Genomic DNA, 20,157 nt, shown 5'->3' with positions numbered 1-20,157 from the left:
GCGCCTCTCCTCTCTGATCATTCATCACAAGGGATCGTACCTCAGATGAAACTTAAGCAAATTCTCGTCACCAGCGCTTCCGGCATTGCCGCCGTCGCGCTCATGCCCAGCACGGCTGCCGCGCAGTCCACGGGTTCCATCGAATTCGAAACCGAGAACGAGATCATCGTTACCGGCACGATCAACCGCGCAGTCGGCGGCGTCGAAATTCCCGACACGCCCAAGGCCAAGCAGGTCCTGAACGAAGAGATCATCCGTCGCCAGCGCCCTGGCCAGACGGTGAACGACATCGTGAACCTGGTTCCCGGCGTCAGCTTCCAGAACAACGACCCCTGGGGTTCGTCGGGCGGCAGCTTCACCATCCGCGGCTTCAGCTCCGACCGTATCTCGCAGACGCTGGACGGCCTGCCGCTGAACGACTCGGGCAACTATGCGCTTTACACCAACCAGCAGGTCGACCCCGAAGTGCTAGAGCAGGTCAACGTCAACCTCGGCGTGACCGACATCGACAGCCCGACCGCATCGGCAGTCGGCGGCACGATCAACATCCGTACCCGTGAGCCGGGCGATGAAATCGGCGTGGTCGCCACCGCGACTTACGGCGACATCCTCGCTCGCGATAAGCCGAACTCGCGCGCCTATACGCGTGGCTTCGTGATGTTCGACACGGGCGACCTGACCGGCAACGGCCTGAAGGCCTTCGTCAGCGCCAGCCTGCTTCGTTATGACAACCCGTTCAACAACTACGGCAAGGTCACGAAGCAGCAGTACAACGCGCGTGTCTGGCAGGACCTTGGCGACAATGGCGACTTCATCGCCATCTCCGGCCACTACAACCAGAACCGCAACAACTTCTTCGGTTCGGATCGCATATCCAGCCTCCCGACCGACAGTGCCGGCCGCTTCTACAACATCAACTTCCCCTGCACGGTGGACAGCCGCGTTCTTGGCGGTCCGGACCAGGCTGGCGGTTCGCCGGGCGCATCGGTGGATTATGACGACCGCAATGGTTGCGGCGCAGAATTCGACCGTCGGTACAATCCGTCCAATACGGGCAACATTCGTATCGCCAGCCGTTTCACGCTGTCCGACCAGCTGACGCTGACGGTCGATCCGAGCTATCAGTACGTGAAGGCCAATGGCGGCGGCGTGGACGATCTGCGCGAGACGTTCTTCACGGCTAACGGCAATCAGATCACCGGTTTCATCAACGGTGGCTACTACTACGGCCGCGACCTGAACGGTGACGGCGATCTCGACGATGAAATCGCAGGTATCGATCCGAGCCAGACGCGTACGCACCGTTTCGGTGTCATCGCAAACCTGATCTTCGAACTGAACCCGGACAACATCTTCCGTCTTGCTTACACGCATGACAATGCAGATCACCGCCAGACGGGTACGACGGGTTACCTCCTGTCCAACGGTGAACCGGCTGACGTGTTCGCGATCAACGACCCGATCCTGTCTTCCACCGGCTATGCCGTTGGCAAGCGCGATCGTCAGTCCTACGCGATCCTGAACCAGATCTCGGGCGAATATCGTGGTCGTTTCGGTGGCCTGACCGTTTTCGTCGGTGGCCGTGTGCCGTTCTTCGAGCGTGAACTTGACCAGCGTTGCTTCACCACGGAATTCCGCGGTGAAACCAGCGTCAGCTGTGTCGCACCCGCTGGCCAGGCAGACTTCGCAGCTGCCAACCCGTACACCTTCAACCCGGCGAACAACGATGTGACCGGTGCGGCCCCGCCGCAGCAGCGTACGTACAAGTACAGCAAGTTCCTGCCTAACGTCGGTCTGACCTATGAGTTTGGCGACTTCTCCGTGTTCGGCAACTACGCCCAGGGCCTCTCGGTCCCGGGTACGGAATCGCTGTATGACTCGCTGTACTTCCCCGTGGAAGCAAATGCGCAGCCGGACTCTGAAACAACCGACAGCTTCGACGCTGGTGTTCGTTTCCAGACCGGTGCCATCCAGGCGCAGGTCGCACTGTGGTACACGAAGTACGAAAACCGCCGTGCTTTTGCTTACGATCCGGTCCTCGACCTGACCGTTGAGCGCAACCTTGGCCCGGTCGACAAGTACGGCATCGATGCCTCCATCGCATGGCGTCCGACACCTGATGCGCTGATCTATGTTTTCGGTTCGCTCAATGAATCCGAAATCAAGAACGACCTTCAGGCAGATGGCACGGTGTTCCAGACGGCTGGCAAGCGCGAAGCCGGTGCACCCACCAACAGCTTCGGTGGTCGCCTGCAGTATCGCTTCGGTCCGGTGGAAGCCGGCATCCAGGCGAAGCACACGGGCAAGCGTTACGTGAACGACCAGAACCTCCCGGTCCTGTTCCGCGGTAACCAGGTCTATGGCGCGACTGCTCCGTCCTACACGCTGGTCGACATCGACGTTCGCGTGAACCTGGGTGAAAGCCCGCTGGGCGGCGACTTCGCGGTGCAGCTGAACATGACCAACGTCTTCGACGAGGTTTATGTCGGCGGCTTCGGCGGCAACCTGGACAACGAGCAGACGCCGTTCGCACAGCGCGGCGCTCCGCGTGCCGGCAGCATCTCGCTGATCATGGGCTTCTAAGCGCATGAGCATCCGGATCGCGAAAGTGATCACAATGGCGGCGGCCCTCTCCATGGGGGCCGCCGCTTGCGTTTCGGTCACGGACAATTCGACCACGGTGCAGCAGGCGGCAGGGCTGCCGACCACGTCGGAAGCGGCGCTGCGCCCGTATTACCAATATCTCCGCGCGGAGCTGGACCTGCCGCAGGCCGGGCCGAGCCGCGCGCTGCCGATGGAGCAGGCCATCACCCGCTTCGGCTTTGGCAGCTGCAACACGCAGGATGGCCCGCAGGACATCTGGTCCGTCGTGGGCGCGGCCAACCCGCAATTCTTCATGCCCATCGGCGACAATGTCTATGGCGACCGTGGCTGGGACGGCCGGCCGGACCTCGCCAGCTTCATTGCCGCTTATCGCAAGCAGGCGGGGCACCAGCAGTTCGCCGCCTTCCGTGCGACCACGCCGATGATGGCGACGTGGGACGATCACGATTACGGCCCGAACGACAGCGGCGGCGAATTCTACGCCCGCGAGTTTTCGGAAACCCTGTTCGAGACGTTCTGGAACGCCCCGGCAGAGGTTCGCGGGCGCCCCGGTGTCTATCAGTCGGTGACGATGGGGCCAGCGGGCCAGCGGGTGCAGGTCATCATGCTGGACACGCGTTTCTTCCGCACGAATCTGGTGCGGCTGCCCCGCAGCGAGGAGCGCCGACCGCTCGGCAATTATGCGCCCAACACAGATCCTGCGGCGAACATGCTGGGCGATGTCCAATGGGCATGGCTGGCGGACGAGCTGGCAGAGCCTGCGGACCTGCGTATCGTGGTCTCCAGCATCCAGGTTCTGACCGAGGCGCACCAGTTCGAAAGCTGGGCCAACATGCCGCTGCAGCGCGCACGTTTGCTGCAGATGCTGGGCGCGCGGGCCGGTGGCGGCCTGCTGATGCTGTCGGGCGACCGGCACTCGGCCGGCATGTACAGCGCGGTGCTGCCCGGCAGCGACGAGACGGCGTGGGAGTTCACCTCTTCCTCCATGAACCTGCCCTTCGCGGAAGGGGACATCGGCGAACGCGAGCCGGACCCGCTGCGCCGCACGCCCATGATTGCGGACGCCAATTTCGGGCTGGTCGATATCGACTGGGCCGGGCGGACCTACACCATGCGTCTGATGGGCGAGGACGGGGCGGAGATCCTGTCCCAGCCGGTCAGTTTCTGATTGCTCAGGCGGGTCCGGCGTCCGCGTCGGTCCCGCCCAGCATCCCGCTGCCCAGCAGCAGGAGCAGCTTTACATCGATGGCCAGCCCCGCCTCGCGGAAGCGCGCGATCTCCGCATGGATGTCGGCCAGCTTCACGCGGTGGACGGTAATGTCCTCACCCTCCACGCCGCCGCCGGGGCCGACTTGTTCGAGTTCGGTCGCGCGCAAAAGCGTGAAGCTTTCGCTGACCATGCCGGGGCTGGAATAGAACTCGCCCAGATCCTGCCACTGCGCCGCGCGGTAGCCGGTTTCCTCCTCGAGCTCGCGCTTCGCTGCCGCCATCGGATCGTCGGTCTCGCCGCCGTCATGGTCGCCGATCAGGCCGGCGGGCAGCTCCAGGCAGCGGCGGCCCAGCGGCACGCGGTATTGCTCCACCAACACCACTTCGCCCGCATCCACCGGCAGGATGACTGCGGCGCGAATGCCGTTCGCGCGGCTGACATATTCCCAGCGCCCGCGAGTCTTGGCGGTGATGAATTTGCCCTGCCATTCCACGCACTCGGGCGCGTCGCGGTCCGCCGTCACAATTCGATCAGCCGGTCGGGAAGCTCGTTCTGGTCGTCCTCCTCGCGCGGGAAATGCTCGGCCAGCACGGCGCCTACATGCTCCACGGCGGCGACCATGCCTTCCGCGATGCGCCCGGCCTTCAGCTCAGCCAGCATGGCGGCCATCGCCTCGCCCCAGACTTCGGGCGCGACCTTGCTGGTGATGGCTTCGTCCGCGACGATTTCCGCGCGGTGCTCCTGCATGGAGAGGTAGATCAGGATGCCGGTCCGGCCATGCGTGCGCCGTTCGGCAGCCGTCTTGAACAAGTCTATCGACCGGTCCAGCGCGCGCTCCGTCTTCACCCGTCCGGGCACTAGGGCAAAGCGCACCGCATCGGGCAGCTGGATCGCCCATGCGAGCAGGAAGACGGTGATGCCCACGCCCGCCGCAATGGCGAAATGTGCGGCTGGCGTGATGGACGTACCCCAGCCGCCGCTCAGCCTGTCATAAGCCGCCAGTGCCTGGTCAGGGAACAGCGCCAGCAGCGTGATGGAGGCAAAGGAGGCGAGCGCGGCCCACGCCAGCGCGATGTCGCTATACCCGTCGGAACGGTCGGCGATGACGGTGACGATCTCGCCCGCGGTCTGCATTTCGGCGGTCGCGACCGCTTCGGTGACCGTGCGATGACCTGCTTCACCCAGATAGCCCATTACCAGCCCCCGCTCGCACCGCCGCCGCCGGACATGCCGCCGCCGAAGCCGCCGAAACCGCCGCCTCCACCGCCGCCACCGGACCAGCCGCCGCCTCCACCGCCGCCGCCACTGTTCGCGGCTGCGTTAATCGCGCTCCAAAGGATAACCTCGCCCACAGCGCTAGCCACACCGCCGCGGCGATAACGCCGCCCACGGCCGCCACCGCCAAAGATGGCGATGAAGAAGATGATCAGGACGATCCAGAAGATGACCCCGCCGATGGATCCGCCATCATTGCGCGTCCGCTCGGCGAGTTCGGCTGCCTGGGCCTGCGCCACGGCGTCTTCCGGGGCGAGGCTGACCTGCTGCGCCAGCGCGTCCACGCCGGCCACGATGCCGCCCTGCAAATCGCCCTGCTTGAAGCGTGGGGTGATGACATCGCGGATCGTGCGGGCCGACCAGATATCCGTCACCACCGGGTGCAGGCCATAGCCTACCTCGATCCGCACCTTGCGCTCATTCGGCGCGACCAGCAGCAGCACGCCGGTATCGCGCTCGTCATTCCCGATGCCCCAGGTCTCGAACAGCTTGGTGGCGTAGCGTTCCACACTGTCGCCGCCCAGGCTCTCCACCGTGGCGACCACGATCGTGTTGCCCGTCTGGACCGGCAGGTCGTTCAGCTGCGCCGTGAGCTGCGCCTCAGTCTGCTCGTCCAGCAGATCCGCCCCGTCATAGACCGGCCCCTCCGGCCGCGGCGGCAGGTCCGCCTGCGCCGCAGCGGGCGCAGACAACGCCAGCAGGGCAAGCGCAGCGATAGCGAGAAGGCGGGAAACGATAGTCATGCCGCTTTGGCCTCCTTGCAGATCGGGGACGAAGGTATCCCCGCCAGCGAAATGCGCGCGTCGGTCGTCGCTGTGAGGGCTTTCACGCCGCCAAGCGTACCCGCCGCAAGGTCACCCTTGCGCATATGGGGCAGGATGTCGTCCGCGATGATGGCGGCGGCGATGTCATTGGTGATGACTTTCTCGAAACCACAGCCGACTTCGATCCTGACCATCCGCTCATTCGGCGCGATTAGTAGGAGTAATCCGCGATCGGTTTCCGAATCTCCGATCCCCCACGTGTTGAACGTGTCGAATGCAAACTTTTCGATGCTTCGGTTCTCCAGAGAGGTCACACTGACGACGACCAGGGCATTGTCGGTCTCATCGAACCAAGCGCGGAGCCGATCATCAAGCTGCGCCTCGACCTCGGGCGGCAGGATGTCCGCCGCATCCAGCACCGGCCCGTCCGGACGCGCCGGCACGTATTCGGTGGACGTACCTCTGGCCCCCTCCGCCTGCGGCTGACCGCAGGCAAGGGCGAGGGGGATCGCAAGCAGAACCGACCAGCGCAATGCAGCGCGCCTCAATTGGTGGCGGCGGCGGGCTGGTTGGAAGCGCTGTTGTCGTTGCTGGCAGGCGCGCTGGCGGAGCCTTGTGCGCCGCCGGTGATGGCGTCGAAATTGGCTTCCACCGGCTGGTCCGCGCCTTCGGCCGCTTCGAAATACTGCATCGGGTCGCTGCCGTAGATCACATTGGCGGCGATGGTGCTGGGGAAGGTGCGGATCTCGGTGTTATAGTCCTGCGCCTTCTCGTTATAGCGCATGCGCTCCGTGCTGATCTGGTTTTCGACGCCTTCCATGGCGGACATCAGGTCGCGGAACTGCGGGATGCTCTGCAGCTGCGGGTAATTCTCCACCACGGTGCGGAACTGGCCCAGCGCCTGCGTCAGCTCGTTCTGGCTTTCGTTGAAGGCCTGGAAGGTTTCAGGGTTGGAAAGATCGTCCGTCGTGACATTGATGCTCATCGCGCGGGAGCGGGCATCAGTCACGCGCTGCAGGATGTCGCGTTCCGCAATGGCTGCGGCTTCCACCGTGCGGATCAGGTTGGGGATCAGGTCGGCCCGCTTCTGCAGCGCGCTTTCCACATTGCCCCACTGCGCCTTGGCGGCTTCTTCCTTGGTGGGAACGGAATTGATGCCGCATGCGGTCAGGCCGATGGCGGCAAGGGCGACGATGGCGATACGGGTCACGCGCTCGAACATGAAAATCCTCCGGGTCAGGTGTATTGTGAATGTAGCACGCAGCCCGGCCTGCGCAAGCGTGCAGCCCGGCGAAGCGCGCTCTTGCACCGACAAGCGTCGCATGGCAGCATTAACCAAGATCAATACCGAGGGGACGGGTTATGCTATCGGAATTCAAGGAATTCATTGCCAAGGGCAATGTCATGGAACTGGCCGTCGCGGTCATCATCGCCGGGGCGTTTGCCACGATCGTGGGATCGCTGACCGATGACCTGATCATGCCGCTGGTCGGATATTTGTTCGGCGGTGCGGATTTCTCCAACTATTTCATCCTGCTGAGCACGCCCGAAGGCTATACGGGCGATCCGACGGATTACGCCGCGCTCAAGGAAGCGGGCGCCGCGATGATTGGGTATGGCGCGTTCATCACCGCCATCGTCAACTTCGTGATCCTGGCCTTCATCATCTTCCTGCTGGTGCGTTATGCCAAGAAGGTGACGGCGCAGTTCGAAGAGGAGAAGAAGGAAGAGGAAGCAGCTGGCCCGAGCGAGATCGACCTTCTCAAGGAAATCCGGGACGAGCTGAAAAAGCGCCCGTAAAAACCAATACACTTCACATTAAGCGGGCGGGGCCTATATAGGTCCTGCCCGTTTTTTGCGGGCTATGGCGATAAAGTGTGGTGTGCAATAGGCACAGCGGACCCGGGGGCAGTACCCGGCGGCTCCACCACCAAGGGCGATTTTCGCGCCGTTGATGATGGGGTCGAACTAGGATCGACGTGTGTTGAAAAGCACCATTTTCGCCCGGGATGAGATCCCCCGTAAAACGCTCACAACACACAAGTGCCAACGATAACGAAGCACTCGCTCTCGCTGCGTAATTTGATGGGCTAACGCCCTGACTTTACAAAGCCAAAGCGCGGTTGGACCCACCGGGCAACAGAAGCGGATTCCGGGGGCTCGGGGGAGCCTAGCAACAGAATCCCCCACTTTTTCATTTCAGCTGTGACGCTTGGCAAACAAGACAAAGCGGATGATGACCAGCACGAATAAGACCCACGACGCTACAGACGGCCAGGGACTTTGCAGCCATCTTGACAGTAGCTCACCGATAAAGACGATGAGCATTGCGACCGCGATAAAAGCCAGCATTACAAAGCAGCCGTCTCGGCCAGCGGGCATGTAATTGCCCGGCATGGTTTGGTGAAACAGTTTTCGCTGCGGCTTCGTCACAATTTGTCAGCAAGTGCCTGCGCCTCGCGCTCTGCGCGTTCGTATTTCAGGCAGTCCAGGATCTTTGCACCCGCCAGGAACACCGCGCCGGTGCAGGCCAGGAACAGCAGGTTTCCGCCCCAGCCGGGGTATTCCTGGAGGTAGGACGCGCCGCGGGCCGTGGCGCCCAGCGCCAACGCGTAGATGATCAGGAAGGCTTCAAACCGCGTCTTGATGACGAACAGCCGGCCGATCTTCTTCAGCATTCGCAAGGACCCTTTCGTTAACGCCTATCTACGCAAGCAATGTGCCAGTGCCGGTTTCGTGCCGGGAATGGTAGTTAACGGGCCGCGCGATTGTAAGCTGTCCCGACACGGGTCAGGATCGGCTCAGGCGAGTTGGGAGAGATCCAGCGCATCCAGCAGCGCAGCGCGCGCGTTTACGACCTTCTCCGCAAGTGCGGCATCGCCGACCTGATCGGGCGCGATATCTTCCGGCCAGTATTCGGCAATGACCTGTTCCAGCAGGTCCGCTTTTGCATCGTCCAGCATGAAGCGCGGGTCGACCGTGGCCGGGTCCGCCGCGACGCGCAGGCGCAGGCAGGCGGGGCCGCCGCCATTGGCCATGGACTGGCGCACATCGACCGGGATGACGCGTCGGATGGGGCCATTGCTGGCGAGCATCTTTTCGCACCAGCTCCACACTGCGCTGCTTTCGCGGCATTCTTCCGGCACGACCAGCGCCATCTCCCCGGTAGGGAGCGAGAGCAGCTGCGCGTTGAAGAGGTATGTGCGGATCGCCTCCTCCAGGCTGACCTCCGCGGCGGGCACTTCCACCACTTCCAGCGCGGGGAAGGCGGCGCGGATCGCATCGTAAGCCGCGTCCTTGTCGGCAAAGGCCTGCTCATGCGCGAACAGCACGCGCTGGTTGGCGACGCTGACCACATCGTTGTGGAAGGCGCCGGCCTCGATGGCGGCGGGGTTCTGCTCGATGAAGACGCAGGCGTCCGGGTCCAGCCCATGCAGCCGGGCCACCGCGCGGCTGGCCTGTTCGTGCTGTCGCGCGGGGAAGCGGCCACCCGGGCGGCCATAGACGAACACCTCAACGCCCGGCGCATCATGCGCCTCGCAGAAGCGCATGTGGTTGGCGGCGCCCTCGTCACCGAAGCTGGCGGGCACGGCATCGTGCAGCGCGAAATGTGTTTGGTCCGCAAAGGCCACGGCGAGCTGTGCCTTTGTGTCCTGCCATTCCTGCCCGCGGTGTAGCATGGTGACCAAATTGGCCGGCGTCAGGTGGCATCGCCCGTCGGCCGTATCGGGCGCAGGGCTGACCGTGGCAGCATTGGCAGTCCACATGCTGCTTGCCGACCATGCTGCGGCGAGCAGTGCGCGGTCCGTGCCTTCTCCATAACCGACCCGTTCCAGCAGTGAAGCATTGGGGCGGGGGAGCGGCAGCAGGAAGCCCTGCGGCAGTCCGAGCGCCATGTTGCTGCGCATTTTGGCTACGCCCTGCAGCGCCGCAGCGCGCGGATGTGACGTGTCGCCCTTATGGGCGGTCGCGGCGAGATTGCCGAGGCTGAGCCCGGCATAATTGTGCGAGGGGCCGACGATGCCGTCGAAATTGATTTCAGCGAGGGTCAACGCGCCACGCTCCACACCGTATCGCCTTCGCCAACGCCGAGTAGCTCTGCGGCCTGTGCGTCCAGCGCCATGCTGCCATCCTCGTGCAGCTCACGCTTGCCGTAACTGGCGCGGAAGCCGGCGAGCTTGCCCGTCGCGAGCAGTGCCTTTTCCCCGCCTTCCAGCGATGTGCTGGCCACGCGGCATTCGCGGGCTTCGGCAATGCTTTTCACATTGTCCGTGCGTGCGGTCATGGTCGGCCCGCCGTCGAAGATGTCGACATAGCCTTCCGCCTCGAAATTCTCGTTCTCCAGCATCCGCATGGCCGCGCGGCCGCTGGGGTGCGGCACGCCGATGGCCTCGCGCGCGCTCTTGCCCAGCATCGCCACATAGACCGGGTGCTTGGGCATCAGGTCCGCGATGAACTGGTTGCCATTGATGGCGTTGAAATAGTCGGCTTCCTGGAAGGTCATGCCGAAAAAGCGTCCTGCGACCCCGTCCCAGAAGGGCGAACCGCCGCGTTCGTCGATGATGCCGCGCAGTTCGGCCAGGATCCGGTCCGCAAAGCGCGCGCGGTGCATGGCCACGAAGAGGTAGCGGCTGCGCGCCAGTAGCAGGCCGAGCCCGCCCGCGCGCTCATTGGGATGCAGGAACAGGCCGCCCACTTCGCTGCTGCCTTCCAGGTCTGTCACCAGGCTGAGCAGTTCCGCGCGCACCGTGCGGTCCAGTTCCTTGCTGTGCTGCGTCAGCGTGTTCAGGCGATAGGAATAAAAGGGCCACTGCTCGCCCACCTTGCTCATCAGCTGGCAGGTGCCGCGCACGGCGCCAGTCTCGGCATTTTCCAGCACCAGGACGAACTGTTCGTCCTCCACACTGTCTTCCTGGCGCGCGAAGGCGCTTTCGGCGCGGCCAAGCTTGGCAGTCAGGGCCTTGCGATCGGCCGGCAGGTTGGTGAACCCGCCGCCGGTCAGCTTTGCCATTTCGTAGAGGTGTTCAAGGTCGTCGGCGCGTGCGGCGCGAAGGCGGAAACTCAAAGATGCTCTCCCGAAGCAAGACGGTGGAGGACCACGGCAGACAGCGCGGCGCGCTCGCTCAGGCTTTCCACGATGAGGTATTCGTCGGCCGAATGGATGGCCCCGCCGCGCACGCCCATCGTGTCGACGACGGGCACCATCTTGGCAGCGATATTGTTGCCATCGCACACGCCGCCAGTGGGGCGCGTGCCGATGGGGCGGCCCATGTCGGCGCTGGTACTGCAGACAAGGTCGAACAGCTTCTGCGCGCGGGCGTCCACCGGCTTGGGCGGGCGCGTGACGCCGCCATGCAGGTGGATCGCGACTTCATGCTGCACTTCCATGCTGCGCAGCAAAGTTTTGAGATTGCTTTCGAATGTCTCGGCAGCCTGCGTCGTCTTCGGGCGGATATTGAAGCGCAGCACGGCGTGGTCCGGCACGACATTGTTGGCAGCGCCGCCTTCGATCTTGGCCGGGTTCACAGACATGTCCGCATGGCCCATGGCCTTAAGCCGCACCGCTATATCGGCCGCCGCGACGATGGCGTTGCGGCCTTCGTCCGGGTTGCGCCCTGCATGGGCGGACCGGCCTGTGATGACGACCGAATAATTACCGCTGCCTCCGCGGGCATGGGCCAGCGTGCCGTCGGGCAGGGTGGAGGGTTCGTAAGTCAGCGCAGCATATTTGCCTTCCGCCAGGCTGGCGATCAGCGCGGCGGAGGAGAGGGATCCCGTCTCCTCATCCGCATTGATCATTACGTCATAGCCGATGCGGCTGGCGTGCTCGCTGCGTTCGAAGGCGGTCAGCGCATGGGCGATGACACCGACACCGCCCTTCATGTCCGTCACGCCGGGGCCGTTGACCGTCTCATCGTCAAGCCACTCGGGCGTCTGGAAGCTGCTGTCTTCCGGGAACACGGTGTCCATGTGACCGGTCAGCAGCAGGCGCCGCTCCGCATCGGGGCGTACGGACAGGACGAGGTGCTTGCCATGCGGCAATTCCACTTCGACCCCGTCTGCGCCCATCGCGGTGACGGGGGTGGGATCGCATAGGGTCACCTCGCCCGGCAAGCCAGCGAACAGGTCCGCAAAGGCCTGCCCCTGCCGCGCCACCCCATCGAGGTTCCGCGTGCCCGAATTGATCGCGCTCCAGGCGAGCGTCTGGTCCAGCATGCGCTGCTGGTCGATCCCTTCGATCAGGGCCTGTTCTTCGCGGGAAAGTTGCATCGGAAACCGGCCTAGCGCCGACCGCGCCTTACCTCAACAAGAGAGCGCGCGGGCTAGCGAGACAAACTCGTCCACCGACAGCGTTTCGGCTCGTCGCTGCGGATCGATGCCGAGAGTATCCAGCGCGTCCACCGCGCCGGGCATACCCTTCAAAGACTGGCGCAGCATCTTGCGGCGCTGGCCGAAGGCGGCCTCCGTCACCCGCTCCAGAACGCGCGCTGACACGCCGCCAGGCATATCGGCTGGCGTGACGTGGACGATGGCGCTCATCACCTTGGGCGGCGGGGTAAAGGCGCTGCGATGCACCTTCATCGCCAGCTTGGCCGCACCGCGCCACTGGGCCAGCACGGCCAGGCGGCCGTATGCGGAGCTGCCCGGAGAGGCCACGATACGCTGCGCCACCTCCTGCTGGAACATCAGCGTCAGGCTGGTCCATTCAGGCGGCCATGCCTCTCCGCCCAGCCAGCGCACGAACAGCGCCGTACCGACATTGTAGGGGAGGTTGGAGAGGACGGCGAAGGGCTCGCCCATCAGCTCCGCATGGTTCATTTTCAGCGCATCGCCCTGCATGACGCGCAATTGGCCGGGATAGGCCTCGCCCAGTTCGGCGAGCGCGGGCAGGCAGCGGCTGTCCATCTCGATGGCGGTAACGCGCGCACCGGCGCGCAGAAGGGCGCGGGTCAGGCCGCCGGGGCCGGGCCCGATCTCCAGCACAGCGCGGTCCTGCAGATCGCCCGGAATGGCGGCGATGCGGTCCAGCAATTGTTCGTCGAACAGGAAGTTCTGCCCCAGCGCCTTGCTGGCGGACAGGCCGTGGCGGGCGATGACTTCGCGCAAAGGCGGCAGGTCCGGCGCGGGATCAGCCATGGAAGCGCCGCGCCGCCATCTCGCCAGCCATGCGGATTGCGGCGATGGTCGCGCCGGGGCGTGCCGTGCCGGTCCCGGCAATCGGGAAGGCCGTGCCGTGGTCCGCACTGGTGCGGATGAAGGGCAGGCCCAGCGTGACATTGACCCCGCTGTCGAAGTCGAGCGCCTTCAGGGGGACCAGCGCCTGATCGTGATACATTGCGATGGCCGCGTCGTAGCTGCCGCGCTGGTGCGGCGCGAACATGGCGTCCGCCGGGTGCGGGCCGGTGACATCCAGCCCTTCGCGGCGGAGGCGTTCAATGACCGGGATGATTGTGTCGCGCTCTTCCGTGCCCATGCGCCCATCCTCCCCCGCATGCGGGTTGAGTGCGGCGATGGCGATGCGCGGGCGGGCAATGCCGAAATCGCGCCCAAGCGCCGCGTGGACCACATGGGCCCGCTTGCGGATCAGCTCTGCTGTGACGAGGCGCGGCACATCGGCCAGCGCGCAGTGAACCGTCAATGGCACGGCGCGAAGACTCGGCCCGGCGAGCATCATCACGGCATCTTCGGCTGCCACGCCGCCAGCTGCCGCGCAGAATTCCGTCTGGCCGGGATAGTCGAAGCCCACCTCTGCCAGCCGCGACTTGGCGACAGGGCCAGTGGTGACCGCCCCGGCATCGCCCGATGCGGCAAGCGCAACGGCTCGCTCCAGCGAGGCGAGGGCGAAGCGGGCGCCGTCCTGCGTTGGCTCGGCAGGTGTGTAACTGGTGTCCTCTTCGCCAAGGACGGGCAGAGCGCGCGTGAAGACGTCCGCGGCTTCGGCAACCGAGCCAACGGGCTGGACCGCAATGTCGAGGCCGCGCGCGCGCGCCGCCGTAGCCAGCAGGCCGGCGCCGCCTATCGCGACGAAAGGCGGCAGGCCTTCGCTGTCACGCCGCGCCCATGCCTCTGCGACCAGTTCCGGGCCGATTCCGGCCGGATCGCCGATCGACAGGGCAATGGGCAGCACGCGCTGCGTCAGTTGTATTCGATCACGGCGTCGCGGCGCAGGTCGCGCATGTAACGTTGCGCGCGCTTGCCGATACGGTCATCCATGAGCTGGCCCATCAGCTGGTCGCGCGTAGGCCCGCCCTGCTGTTCCGGATCGGTCCGGCCGCACAGCATGAGGACGCGCACGCCTTCATCCAGCGAGCCGAACACCGGGGTGACCTGGCCAACCTGCATCTGCAGGACGGCGCCCTGCAGCGCTTCGGGCAGGGCGCGGGCGGTAATGGCATCGTTGCCGACAACCGTGGCGCCCAGCTGCGTGGCCTGTTCCTGGGCCGCGCCGCATCCGGGGATGGCCTGCACCTGCTGGCCGAACTGCTGCGCGCGGGCGGCGCGCTGATCTTCCGGCATGCCAGCCGGGAAATCGAGCGAGATCTGCAGCAGGCTGAGCTGCGCATCGCGCGGATCAGCCATGCCGACCTGGCGGCGGTCGATCATGTAAAGGATGGAGAAGCCGCCCGGAATTTCGATCGGGCCGACGAGCTGGCCGGGCTGCATGTCGCGGGCCACGGTCTCCAGCGTCGGGTTCTGCAGCTGTTCGATGCGGATCCAGCCCAGGTCGCCGCCAACGGCTGCGGTGGAGGCTTCCGAGAACTGGCGCGCATAAGCGACGAAGCTGCCGCCCTGGCGCATCTGGTCCACGATGCGCTGGCCATTCTGGAACACGGCGTTGCGCGTTTCGGGCGTAGCCGACAGGTAAATCTCGCCAACCCGGTATTCCACCGTGCCGCGCGATTCTTCCATGCGAGTGTAAAGCTCGTCCACCTCGTCCTGCGAGACAGTGACATAGGGTTCCACATTGCGCTGCAGAAGGCGCGACCAGGCGAGTTCGCCCTGGATCTGGCGCTTGAGCGAAGCGGGGCTGGAACCGACCGAGTAAAGATAGGCGTCCAGCTCTTCCGGCGAGCGGCCGAAACGCTGCGTGGCGAGGCGGTTGTACGTGTTGTCCACGTCCGCTTCGGTGACGGCCATTTCCTGCGCTTCGGCTTCCTTGATCTGGATCGTCTCGTCGATGAGGTTGCGCAGCACCTGCATCCGCAGCGCGCGCATTTCCTCGTCCGCGATCGGCGTGCCGTCGTTTGCGGCGAGGATCAAAGCCACGCGGTGGTCCACGTCCGTGCCGGTGATGATGTCGCCGTTCACCTTCACGGTGGCGCTGCGCTGTGCGGTCTGGGCCGGGCCCAGGATCTCGATGTCGGCAGGGATGGCGATGACATCCATGGCGCCCGGCGCGGTCTGCGCGTGCAGGCTGCCGGACATGGCCCCGAGGCCGAGCGCGGCAAGCAAGCCAGCGCGACGCAGGAAGCGAAGGGAATTAGACAATTTTCTCACCTGTTTCTGCCGGGCCGCATTGTAATCGCGTGCCCCGATATGGATCCCGGATGCCGCCATCCTGCTGAACACAGGCTTAGCAAGACATGTTGCCCCGCGCTGATAGCGCCAATCGCGCCCGCTGCCAATTGCCCGCCCCGCAATTTCCGCTGGCGCTGCGCCCTAGCGGAAGCCGAGGTTGCTGATGCTGAAATACACGCGGAAGGAATTGCCTTCCTCCGCATCGGCGACGGAGATGTAATCGCGCCGCCAGCTGATGCCGAATTCGAGGCAATCGTCCGCATATCCGATGCCAAGCCGCGTACGCAGCGGCTCGAAGCCGTCGGCCGTAAAGCTGGGATCCTCATCCCGGTCGGTCAGGTTGATGACGGCCGACCCGAAGACCGACCAGTAATTGGCAAAGGCAACACGCCCGCCGAAGCGCACTTCCTCGCGGTCCTGAAGGTCCTCGAAACTGCGATCGATATTGCGGTTAAGCCGCAGATAGCCAACCGTCAGATAAGTGCTGTCGCTGCCGATGGTGGCATTGAATTCGTTGCGGCGGACCTGCAGCGAATCCTTGTCCAGGCGGAAGGAGTGGGTGACGGACAGGAAATCGCGGTAACGCACGTTCGTGCGGCCCACGAAGTCGCTGAACTGGTCGGTCAGGCCGGTGCCGTCCGGGAACAACGTCGGTTCCTCTGTCAGGCGGTATGACTGGCCAAGCGTGGTCTCGATCCGCAGGCCGGGCAGGTTGATCTGCCAGTCGAAGCCGTAAGTGAGGCGTACGCCGTCCTCCACCCGGTCATATCCGGGGAAGCGGTTCAGCGCGAAGAGGTTGGAATCCTCCAGGTCGATGGCGCGCGCATCTTCGTTGGGGATGGCAAGGTTGCGGATCGGCGGGCTGGCGACCAGCTGCACGCGCGGGGTGATGACCTGCGTGCCGCCAAATGCCTCGCCCAAAAAGGGCCAGCGCACATCCACGGCTGCGATGGCCACGGCGCGTGTTTGCCAGCCCGGCTCCCCGCGATAGGCCGCCGTCTGCGTGCTGAAGACATCGTCCGTATGATAGACATCGCCGCGGGCCAGCGCGGTGAAGGTGACTTCCTGTCCAAGCGGCGTGATGCGGCTGATGTCGAACTTTGCGCGGGCGAAGGCGCGCTGCGTATCCTGCCCGTCGGCCCGCCAGATGCCCAGCGTATTGGCCTGCAGTTCCAGCCGTGAACCCGGAAGCGGCCCGGGCATGCGGCGGCGGTAATCGATCACCGGCAGCGCCAGCGGCACCTGCCCCTGCGCGCTGGGAACCAGCAGCAGCTGCGTGGCCCAGCCTTCCATCACGAAGTAGCTGCTGTCGTCGATCCGCTCCACCGCGACATGCGAGCGCAGGCGGTCGTCGCGGCTGATGTCGTAACGGCGCAGGAAGGTGCGGTCACTGGCCAGGCGGACGGAGGCGGTCACGCTCCATTGAGGGTCCAGCTGCCATTTGCCATTGGCGAAGATGTAGCCGCGAAAATTGCTCTCTTCCTGCGCGGTGGCGGAACCGAGCGGGATGCGCGAGCCGTAAGTGGCATAGGCTGTGACCTGATAGGCCCCGCGCTCCGTCAGCTCGCGGTATTGCGCGCTCACCATGGGCGCGGCCTGGGTGAAGACATAGGCTGACAGCAGCAGGTCGCGGTTTTCGGCCAGCCGCTTGTAATAGGATCCCGACAGTTCGAAGCCGTTGGACGCGCTGTATCCGATGTCCGGGATCAGGAAGCCGGATTCCGCCTGCCCGTCTGCGCGCAGGCTAAGCCCGGCGAGCGGCAGGATGCGCCGGCCGAAAAGCTCGAACCATGCGCCCGAGAAGGTGATGCGCTTGGTTTCCGGGTCGTAAGTCACCCGCTCAGCCGTGATCCGCCAACTGGGGCGCTTGGGGCAGCCCTCGGAATCCTCCACTGCGCAGCCGGAATAGACCGCGCGGTCCAGTTCTATCGCGCCATCGTCCAGCCGGCGCGCCTCGACCGCCGCCAGCCGGCCGCCTTCGCGGAAGGCCAGCAGCAGGTTTTCCATCGCCCCGGCGCGCAGTTCGTCGGTCAGCTCCAGCCGCTCGGTGAAGATCTGGTTGCCGTCCTGGTCCACGAAGCGGACATTCCCGGTGGCGACGATCACGCCGCTGGCACGCTCCCAGGTCACCGCATCCGCACGCACCGACTGGTCGCCGCTCTGCAGCAGAACGTCACCGGTGGCCGACACGGTGTCGGAGTTGTCATCATAGGCAAGCTCGTTCGCCTCAAAGGCGATCAGCCGTTCGCCCGCGGCGTTGAATTCCGGCGGGGGAGGGTCCTGCACGGGCGCATCTTGTGCGCTGTCCTGCCCGGCGATTTCGGCCGCTTCAGGAGACAGGGGATCGTCCTGCACCTGTTCCTGCGCGGTCTCTATGCCCGGCGCTTCGCCGCCATCCTGCGCAGCTGCCAGCGTGGGCAGGGCAAGGGAGGCTGCGGCCATCGCCCATGCGCTGACCACCGCGCGATCGCGCAGCGACAGGAAGCGGCTGGCCGGGGTAGGCAATACGGACTGCGGCGCAGGGAGCATGGCTTGCCTATCGCACCGCCCGCGCCTAACTGCAACGCAGCAAATACGCGCCGTGCCGACGCGCTGCGGCCCGCACCATATCATCCGGAGAACCCATGCAGATTACCTTCGCCGATACGCTCGACCAGTCCATTCGCCTGCACGCCGCGCCGGTTGCCAAGGACGCGATGCCGGGCGATGCGCCCGCCGCAGTGCGCGAAGGCGCCAAGGCTGCGCGCTTCAGCGGCAAGACCGGCCAGGTGTTCGAAAGCTTTGCAGAGGCTGGTGATCAGGTGAAGCGTCATGCGCTGGTGGGCATCGGCGATGCGGACAAGGACAATCGCGAGAGCGCGCTTGAAAAAGCGGGCGCGGCGCTGGTCGGCAAATACCTGCGCAGCGGCGAGGAAGCTGTCGGTGTGGACCTTTCCGGCAGCGGCCTGTCCGCAGACGAGGCAGCCGCCTTCCTGCTGGGCATGCAGCTGCGGTCTTGGGGGCATGATGCCTACCGCACGAAACTGAAGGACGAGCAGAAGATATCCCTTGAGCGGGCGGTCGTGACCGGCGCGCCCGAAGGCACGCAGGCTGCATGGGAAAAGGAAGAGGGCCTCGCCACCGGCATCGCTTTCACGAAGGAGCTGGTCACCGAACCGGCCAACATCATCTATCCGGAAAGCTTCGTGGAGCGCTGCCAGCAGCGTTTCGAGGGGACGGGCGCGGAAATCAGCTTCCTGACCGAAGACGAGATGCGCGAAATGGGCATGGGCGCACTGTGCGGTGTGTCGCAGGGCTCCGTGCGCGATGCGCGCCTGCTGGTCATCAAATGGATGGGCGGCAAGGAGGGCGAGAAGCCCACCATCTTCGTCGGAAAGGGTGTCACCTTCGACACCGGCGGTATCTCGCTGAAGCCGCCGCAGGGCATGGAAGACATGAAGTGGGACATGGGCGGCGCAGGCGCCGTGGCAGGTGCCATGCTCGGCCTCGCCACGCGCAAGGCCGGTGCCAATGTCATCGGCATCTGCGGGCTGGTCGAAAACATGCCCGATGCCAATGCGCAGCGTCCCGGTGACGTGGTCACCACGCTGTCCGGCCAGACGGTGGAAGTCATCAACACCGATGCCGAAGGCCGCCTGGTGCTGTGCGACGCGCTGACCTGGGCGCAGCGCGAATTCAAGCCCGCTGCCATCGTCGATTTCGCCACGCTGACGGGCGCGATCATCATCTCGCTCGGCAATGAGTATGGCGGGCTGTTCTCGAACGACGATGGGCTGGCCGGAAAGCTGCTGGAAGCGGGCAAGTCGACCGGCGACAAGATGTGGCGCTTCCCGTTGTCGCCCGCTTACGATAAGCTGATCGACAGCCCGATCGCCGACATGAAGAATGTCGGCCCGCGCGGCGCAGGCTCCATCACGGCGGCGCAGTACCTCCAGCGTTTCATCGAGGATGACACGCCGTGGGCGCATTGTGACATTGCCGGCATGGTTTTTGCCGACAAGGCCGGGGCGACCTGGGACAAGGGCGCAACCGGTTTCGGCGTGCGCCTGATGGACCGTTACGTCCGCGACAATCTGGAAGCCTGAGGCAACGGGCGCGGGAGGACTGGCATGGCCCGCATGCGGCGCAAGGGCGACCTGCCCGAAAAGACCTGCATGACATGCGGCCTGCCGTTCGCCTGGCGCAAGAAATGGGCGAAGGACTGGGACGAGGTGAAATACTGTTCCGAAAAATGCCGCCGCAACAAGGGTGCGGCCAAGGCTGACGGAGCAGCCTCGTGAAGCGCGTCGATTTCTACCAGCTCAGCCGCGATCCGGCGGAGCGCGTCGTCCCGCTGATCGCGCGTGCCACGAAGAATGCGGGCGAGCGGGCGCTGGTGGTGTCCGGCGATGCCGAGCAGATCGATCGCATCGACAAGGCGCTGTGGGAAATGCTGCCCGATGCCTTCCTGGCCCATGGCCGCGCCGGCGAGCCGCATGCCGCGCGCCAGCCGCTGCTGCTGTCCATGTCCTGCGAGGCGGAAAACGAGGCACGCTTCATCCTGCTGGCCGATGGAGCCTGGCGCGACGAGGCCTTTGCTTTCGAGCGCGCCTTCCTGATCTTTGGCGAAAGTGCACTGGACGGGGCGCGGGCCTGCTGGCGCATGCTGGGGGAGCGGGAAGACACGCCGGACCGCCATTTCTGGCTGCAGGACGGCAGCAAATGGCGCGAGGGGCCCTGAGTCCGGTAACCGTCACCGCACTTGCCCATCTCGCGGCGCGGCGCTAGGGGCGCGCGCAATCTGTT

At 65.0% G+C, this 20,157-nt stretch carries 20 protein-coding genes and 1 other RNA gene; 7 read left to right on the top strand and 14 right to left on the bottom strand.

Translation table 11 applies throughout. From position 1 onward, the window contains the following. Positions 1 to 45: 45 nt before the first annotated feature. Complete coding sequence (locus tag A6F65_RS10420; RefSeq protein WP_067788473.1) at positions 46 to 2,583, top strand: TonB-dependent receptor; 2,538 nt, start codon at positions 46 to 48, stop codon at positions 2,581 to 2,583. A 4-nt stretch (positions 2,584 to 2,587) separates the two neighbouring features. Further along, entirely contained in the window at positions 2,588 to 3,772 is a 1,185-nt protein-coding gene (locus tag A6F65_RS10415; protein WP_067788471.1) for an alkaline phosphatase D family protein, read from the top strand. 4 nt (positions 3,773 to 3,776) lie between these two features. Here the strand turns inward: A6F65_RS10415 and A6F65_RS10410 are convergent, their stop codons facing one another. From A6F65_RS10410 to A6F65_RS10390, 5 genes are read right to left on the bottom strand one after another with little or no spacing between them, the layout of a single operon-like run. Next, positions 3,777 to 4,337: an NUDIX hydrolase gene (locus A6F65_RS10410; protein WP_067788468.1), complete on the bottom strand. Its 561-nt coding sequence runs from the start codon at positions 4,335 to 4,337 to the stop codon at positions 3,777 to 3,779. Next, the gene (locus A6F65_RS10405) at positions 4,334 to 5,008 is read right to left on the bottom strand and encodes a TPM domain-containing protein (RefSeq protein WP_067788466.1); all 675 of its coding nucleotides are present in this window, start codon (positions 5,006 to 5,008) and stop codon (positions 4,334 to 4,336) included. Before A6F65_RS10405 ends, A6F65_RS10410 begins: the two co-directional genes overlap by 4 nt. Beyond that, positions 5,008 to 5,832, bottom strand: coding sequence for a TPM domain-containing protein (locus A6F65_RS10400; protein ID WP_067788464.1), 825 nt, complete (start codon positions 5,830 to 5,832; stop codon positions 5,008 to 5,010). The genes A6F65_RS10405 and A6F65_RS10400 overlap by 1 nt, the downstream gene beginning before the upstream one ends. Further along, entirely contained in the window at positions 5,829 to 6,386 is a 558-nt protein-coding gene (locus tag A6F65_RS10395; protein WP_067788462.1) for a TPM domain-containing protein, read from the bottom strand. Before A6F65_RS10395 ends, A6F65_RS10400 begins: the two co-directional genes overlap by 4 nt. Before the next feature lie 11 nt (positions 6,387 to 6,397). Then, entirely contained in the window at positions 6,398 to 7,075 is a 678-nt protein-coding gene (locus A6F65_RS10390; RefSeq protein WP_067788460.1) for a LemA family protein, read from the bottom strand. Between the two features lie 140 nt (positions 7,076 to 7,215). Between A6F65_RS10390 and mscL the strand changes: the two genes are divergently transcribed. Continuing rightward, entirely contained in the window at positions 7,216 to 7,653 is a 438-nt protein-coding gene (gene mscL / locus A6F65_RS10385; RefSeq protein WP_067788458.1) for a large conductance mechanosensitive channel protein MscL, read from the top strand. An 8-nt stretch (positions 7,654 to 7,661) separates the two neighbouring features. Further along, positions 7,662 to 8,007: a transfer-messenger RNA gene (gene ssrA, locus A6F65_RS10380) on the top strand. Positions 8,008 to 8,052: 45 nt separating this feature from the next. On the opposite strand, the gene A6F65_RS12940 is transcribed toward ssrA, so the two are convergent. The 9 genes from A6F65_RS12940 to A6F65_RS10340 all read right to left on the bottom strand — a co-directional run bounded on the left by A6F65_RS12940 (position 8,053) and on the right by A6F65_RS10340 (position 17,901). After that, entirely contained in the window at positions 8,053 to 8,286 is a 234-nt protein-coding gene (locus A6F65_RS12940; protein WP_157093117.1) for a hypothetical protein, read from the bottom strand. Further along, a complete protein-coding gene (locus A6F65_RS10375; RefSeq protein WP_067788456.1) occupies positions 8,283 to 8,531 on the bottom strand; it encodes a hypothetical protein in 249 nt (82 codons plus the stop codon). The genes A6F65_RS12940 and A6F65_RS10375 overlap by 4 nt, the downstream gene beginning before the upstream one ends. 123 nt (positions 8,532 to 8,654) lie before the next feature. Continuing rightward, positions 8,655 to 9,905 (bottom strand): N-succinylarginine dihydrolase, encoded by a 1,251-nt coding sequence (locus A6F65_RS10370; protein WP_067790524.1) that lies wholly within the window; start codon positions 9,903 to 9,905, stop codon positions 8,655 to 8,657. After that, on the bottom strand, positions 9,902 to 10,918 hold the full coding sequence (locus A6F65_RS10365) for an arginine N-succinyltransferase (protein WP_067788454.1): 1,017 nt from the start codon (positions 10,916 to 10,918) through the stop codon (positions 9,902 to 9,904). Before A6F65_RS10365 ends, A6F65_RS10370 begins: the two co-directional genes overlap by 4 nt. Then, the gene (locus tag A6F65_RS10360; RefSeq protein WP_067788452.1) at positions 10,915 to 12,123 is read right to left on the bottom strand and encodes a hydrolase; all 1,209 of its coding nucleotides are present in this window, start codon (positions 12,121 to 12,123) and stop codon (positions 10,915 to 10,917) included. The genes A6F65_RS10365 and A6F65_RS10360 overlap by 4 nt, the downstream gene beginning before the upstream one ends. A 33-nt stretch (positions 12,124 to 12,156) precedes the next feature. Beyond that, positions 12,157 to 12,990: a 16S rRNA (adenine(1518)-N(6)/adenine(1519)-N(6))-dimethyltransferase RsmA gene (gene rsmA / locus A6F65_RS10355; protein ID WP_067788449.1), complete on the bottom strand. Its 834-nt coding sequence runs from the start codon at positions 12,988 to 12,990 to the stop codon at positions 12,157 to 12,159. Next, positions 12,983 to 13,981 carry a 4-hydroxythreonine-4-phosphate dehydrogenase PdxA gene (gene pdxA / locus A6F65_RS10350; RefSeq protein ID WP_237164816.1) on the bottom strand — a complete coding sequence of 333 codons (999 nt, stop codon included), beginning with the start codon at positions 13,979 to 13,981 and terminating at the stop codon, positions 12,983 to 12,985. Before pdxA ends, rsmA begins: the two co-directional genes overlap by 8 nt. Before the next feature lie 8 nt (positions 13,982 to 13,989). Further along, positions 13,990 to 15,306: a peptidylprolyl isomerase gene (locus A6F65_RS10345; protein WP_237164815.1), complete on the bottom strand. Its 1,317-nt coding sequence runs from the start codon at positions 15,304 to 15,306 to the stop codon at positions 13,990 to 13,992. 207 nt (positions 15,307 to 15,513) lie between these two features. Then, on the bottom strand, positions 15,514 to 17,901 hold the full coding sequence (locus tag A6F65_RS10340) for an LPS-assembly protein LptD (protein ID WP_237164814.1): 2,388 nt from the start codon (positions 17,899 to 17,901) through the stop codon (positions 15,514 to 15,516). A 95-nt stretch (positions 17,902 to 17,996) separates the two neighbouring features. On the opposite strand from A6F65_RS10340, the gene A6F65_RS10335 reads away from it, so the two are divergent. From A6F65_RS10335 to A6F65_RS10325, 3 genes are read left to right on the top strand one after another with little or no spacing between them, the layout of a single operon-like run. Then, complete coding sequence (locus A6F65_RS10335) at positions 17,997 to 19,457, top strand: leucyl aminopeptidase (RefSeq protein WP_067788445.1); 1,461 nt, start codon at positions 17,997 to 17,999, stop codon at positions 19,455 to 19,457. Positions 19,458 to 19,481: 24 nt separating this feature from the next. Then, on the top strand, positions 19,482 to 19,652 hold the full coding sequence (locus A6F65_RS10330; RefSeq protein WP_067788443.1) for a DUF2256 domain-containing protein: 171 nt from the start codon (positions 19,482 to 19,484) through the stop codon (positions 19,650 to 19,652). Further along, a complete protein-coding gene (locus A6F65_RS10325; protein WP_067788441.1) occupies positions 19,649 to 20,092 on the top strand; it encodes a DNA polymerase III subunit chi in 444 nt (147 codons plus the stop codon). The genes A6F65_RS10330 and A6F65_RS10325 overlap by 4 nt, the downstream gene beginning before the upstream one ends. Positions 20,093 to 20,157: the final 65 nt, after the last annotated feature.

The organism is Paraurantiacibacter namhicola, from assembly GCF_001687545.1.
Lineage (GTDB): Bacteria > Pseudomonadota > Alphaproteobacteria > Sphingomonadales > Sphingomonadaceae > Paraurantiacibacter > Paraurantiacibacter namhicola.
Note: the sequence above shows the minus strand (reverse complement) of the source record. Positions and strands in the feature narration are given on the sequence as shown.

Bases quoted from the DNA above. Each gene is read 5' to 3' on its own strand.
- A6F65_RS10390 (WP_067788460.1), bottom strand. From the start codon at position 7,075: ATGTTCGAGCGCGTGACCCGTATCGCCATCGTCGCCCTTGCCGCCATC.
- A6F65_RS10330 (WP_067788443.1), top strand. From the start codon at position 19,482: ATGGCCCGCATGCGGCGCAAGGGCGACCTGCCCGAAAAGACCTGCATG.
- A6F65_RS10375 (WP_067788456.1), bottom strand. From the start codon at position 8,531: ATGCTGAAGAAGATCGGCCGGCTGTTCGTCATCAAGACGCGGTTTGAA.
- A6F65_RS10420 (WP_067788473.1), top strand. From the start codon at position 46: ATGAAACTTAAGCAAATTCTCGTCACCAGCGCTTCCGGCATTGCCGCC.
- A6F65_RS10340 (WP_237164814.1), bottom strand. From the start codon at position 17,901: ATGCTCCCTGCGCCGCAGTCCGTATTGCCTACCCCGGCCAGCCGCTTC.
- A6F65_RS10415 (WP_067788471.1), top strand. From the start codon at position 2,588: ATGAGCATCCGGATCGCGAAAGTGATCACAATGGCGGCGGCCCTCTCC.
- rsmA (WP_067788449.1), bottom strand. From the start codon at position 12,990: ATGGCTGATCCCGCGCCGGACCTGCCGCCTTTGCGCGAAGTCATCGCC.
- A6F65_RS10405 (WP_067788466.1), bottom strand. From the start codon at position 5,008: ATGGGCTATCTGGGTGAAGCAGGTCATCGCACGGTCACCGAAGCGGTC.
- A6F65_RS10335 (WP_067788445.1), top strand. From the start codon at position 17,997: ATGCAGATTACCTTCGCCGATACGCTCGACCAGTCCATTCGCCTGCAC.
- A6F65_RS10360 (WP_067788452.1), bottom strand. From the start codon at position 12,123: ATGCAACTTTCCCGCGAAGAACAGGCCCTGATCGAAGGGATCGACCAG.
- mscL (WP_067788458.1), top strand. From the start codon at position 7,216: ATGCTATCGGAATTCAAGGAATTCATTGCCAAGGGCAATGTCATGGAA.
- A6F65_RS10400 (WP_067788464.1), bottom strand. From the start codon at position 5,832: ATGACTATCGTTTCCCGCCTTCTCGCTATCGCTGCGCTTGCCCTGCTG.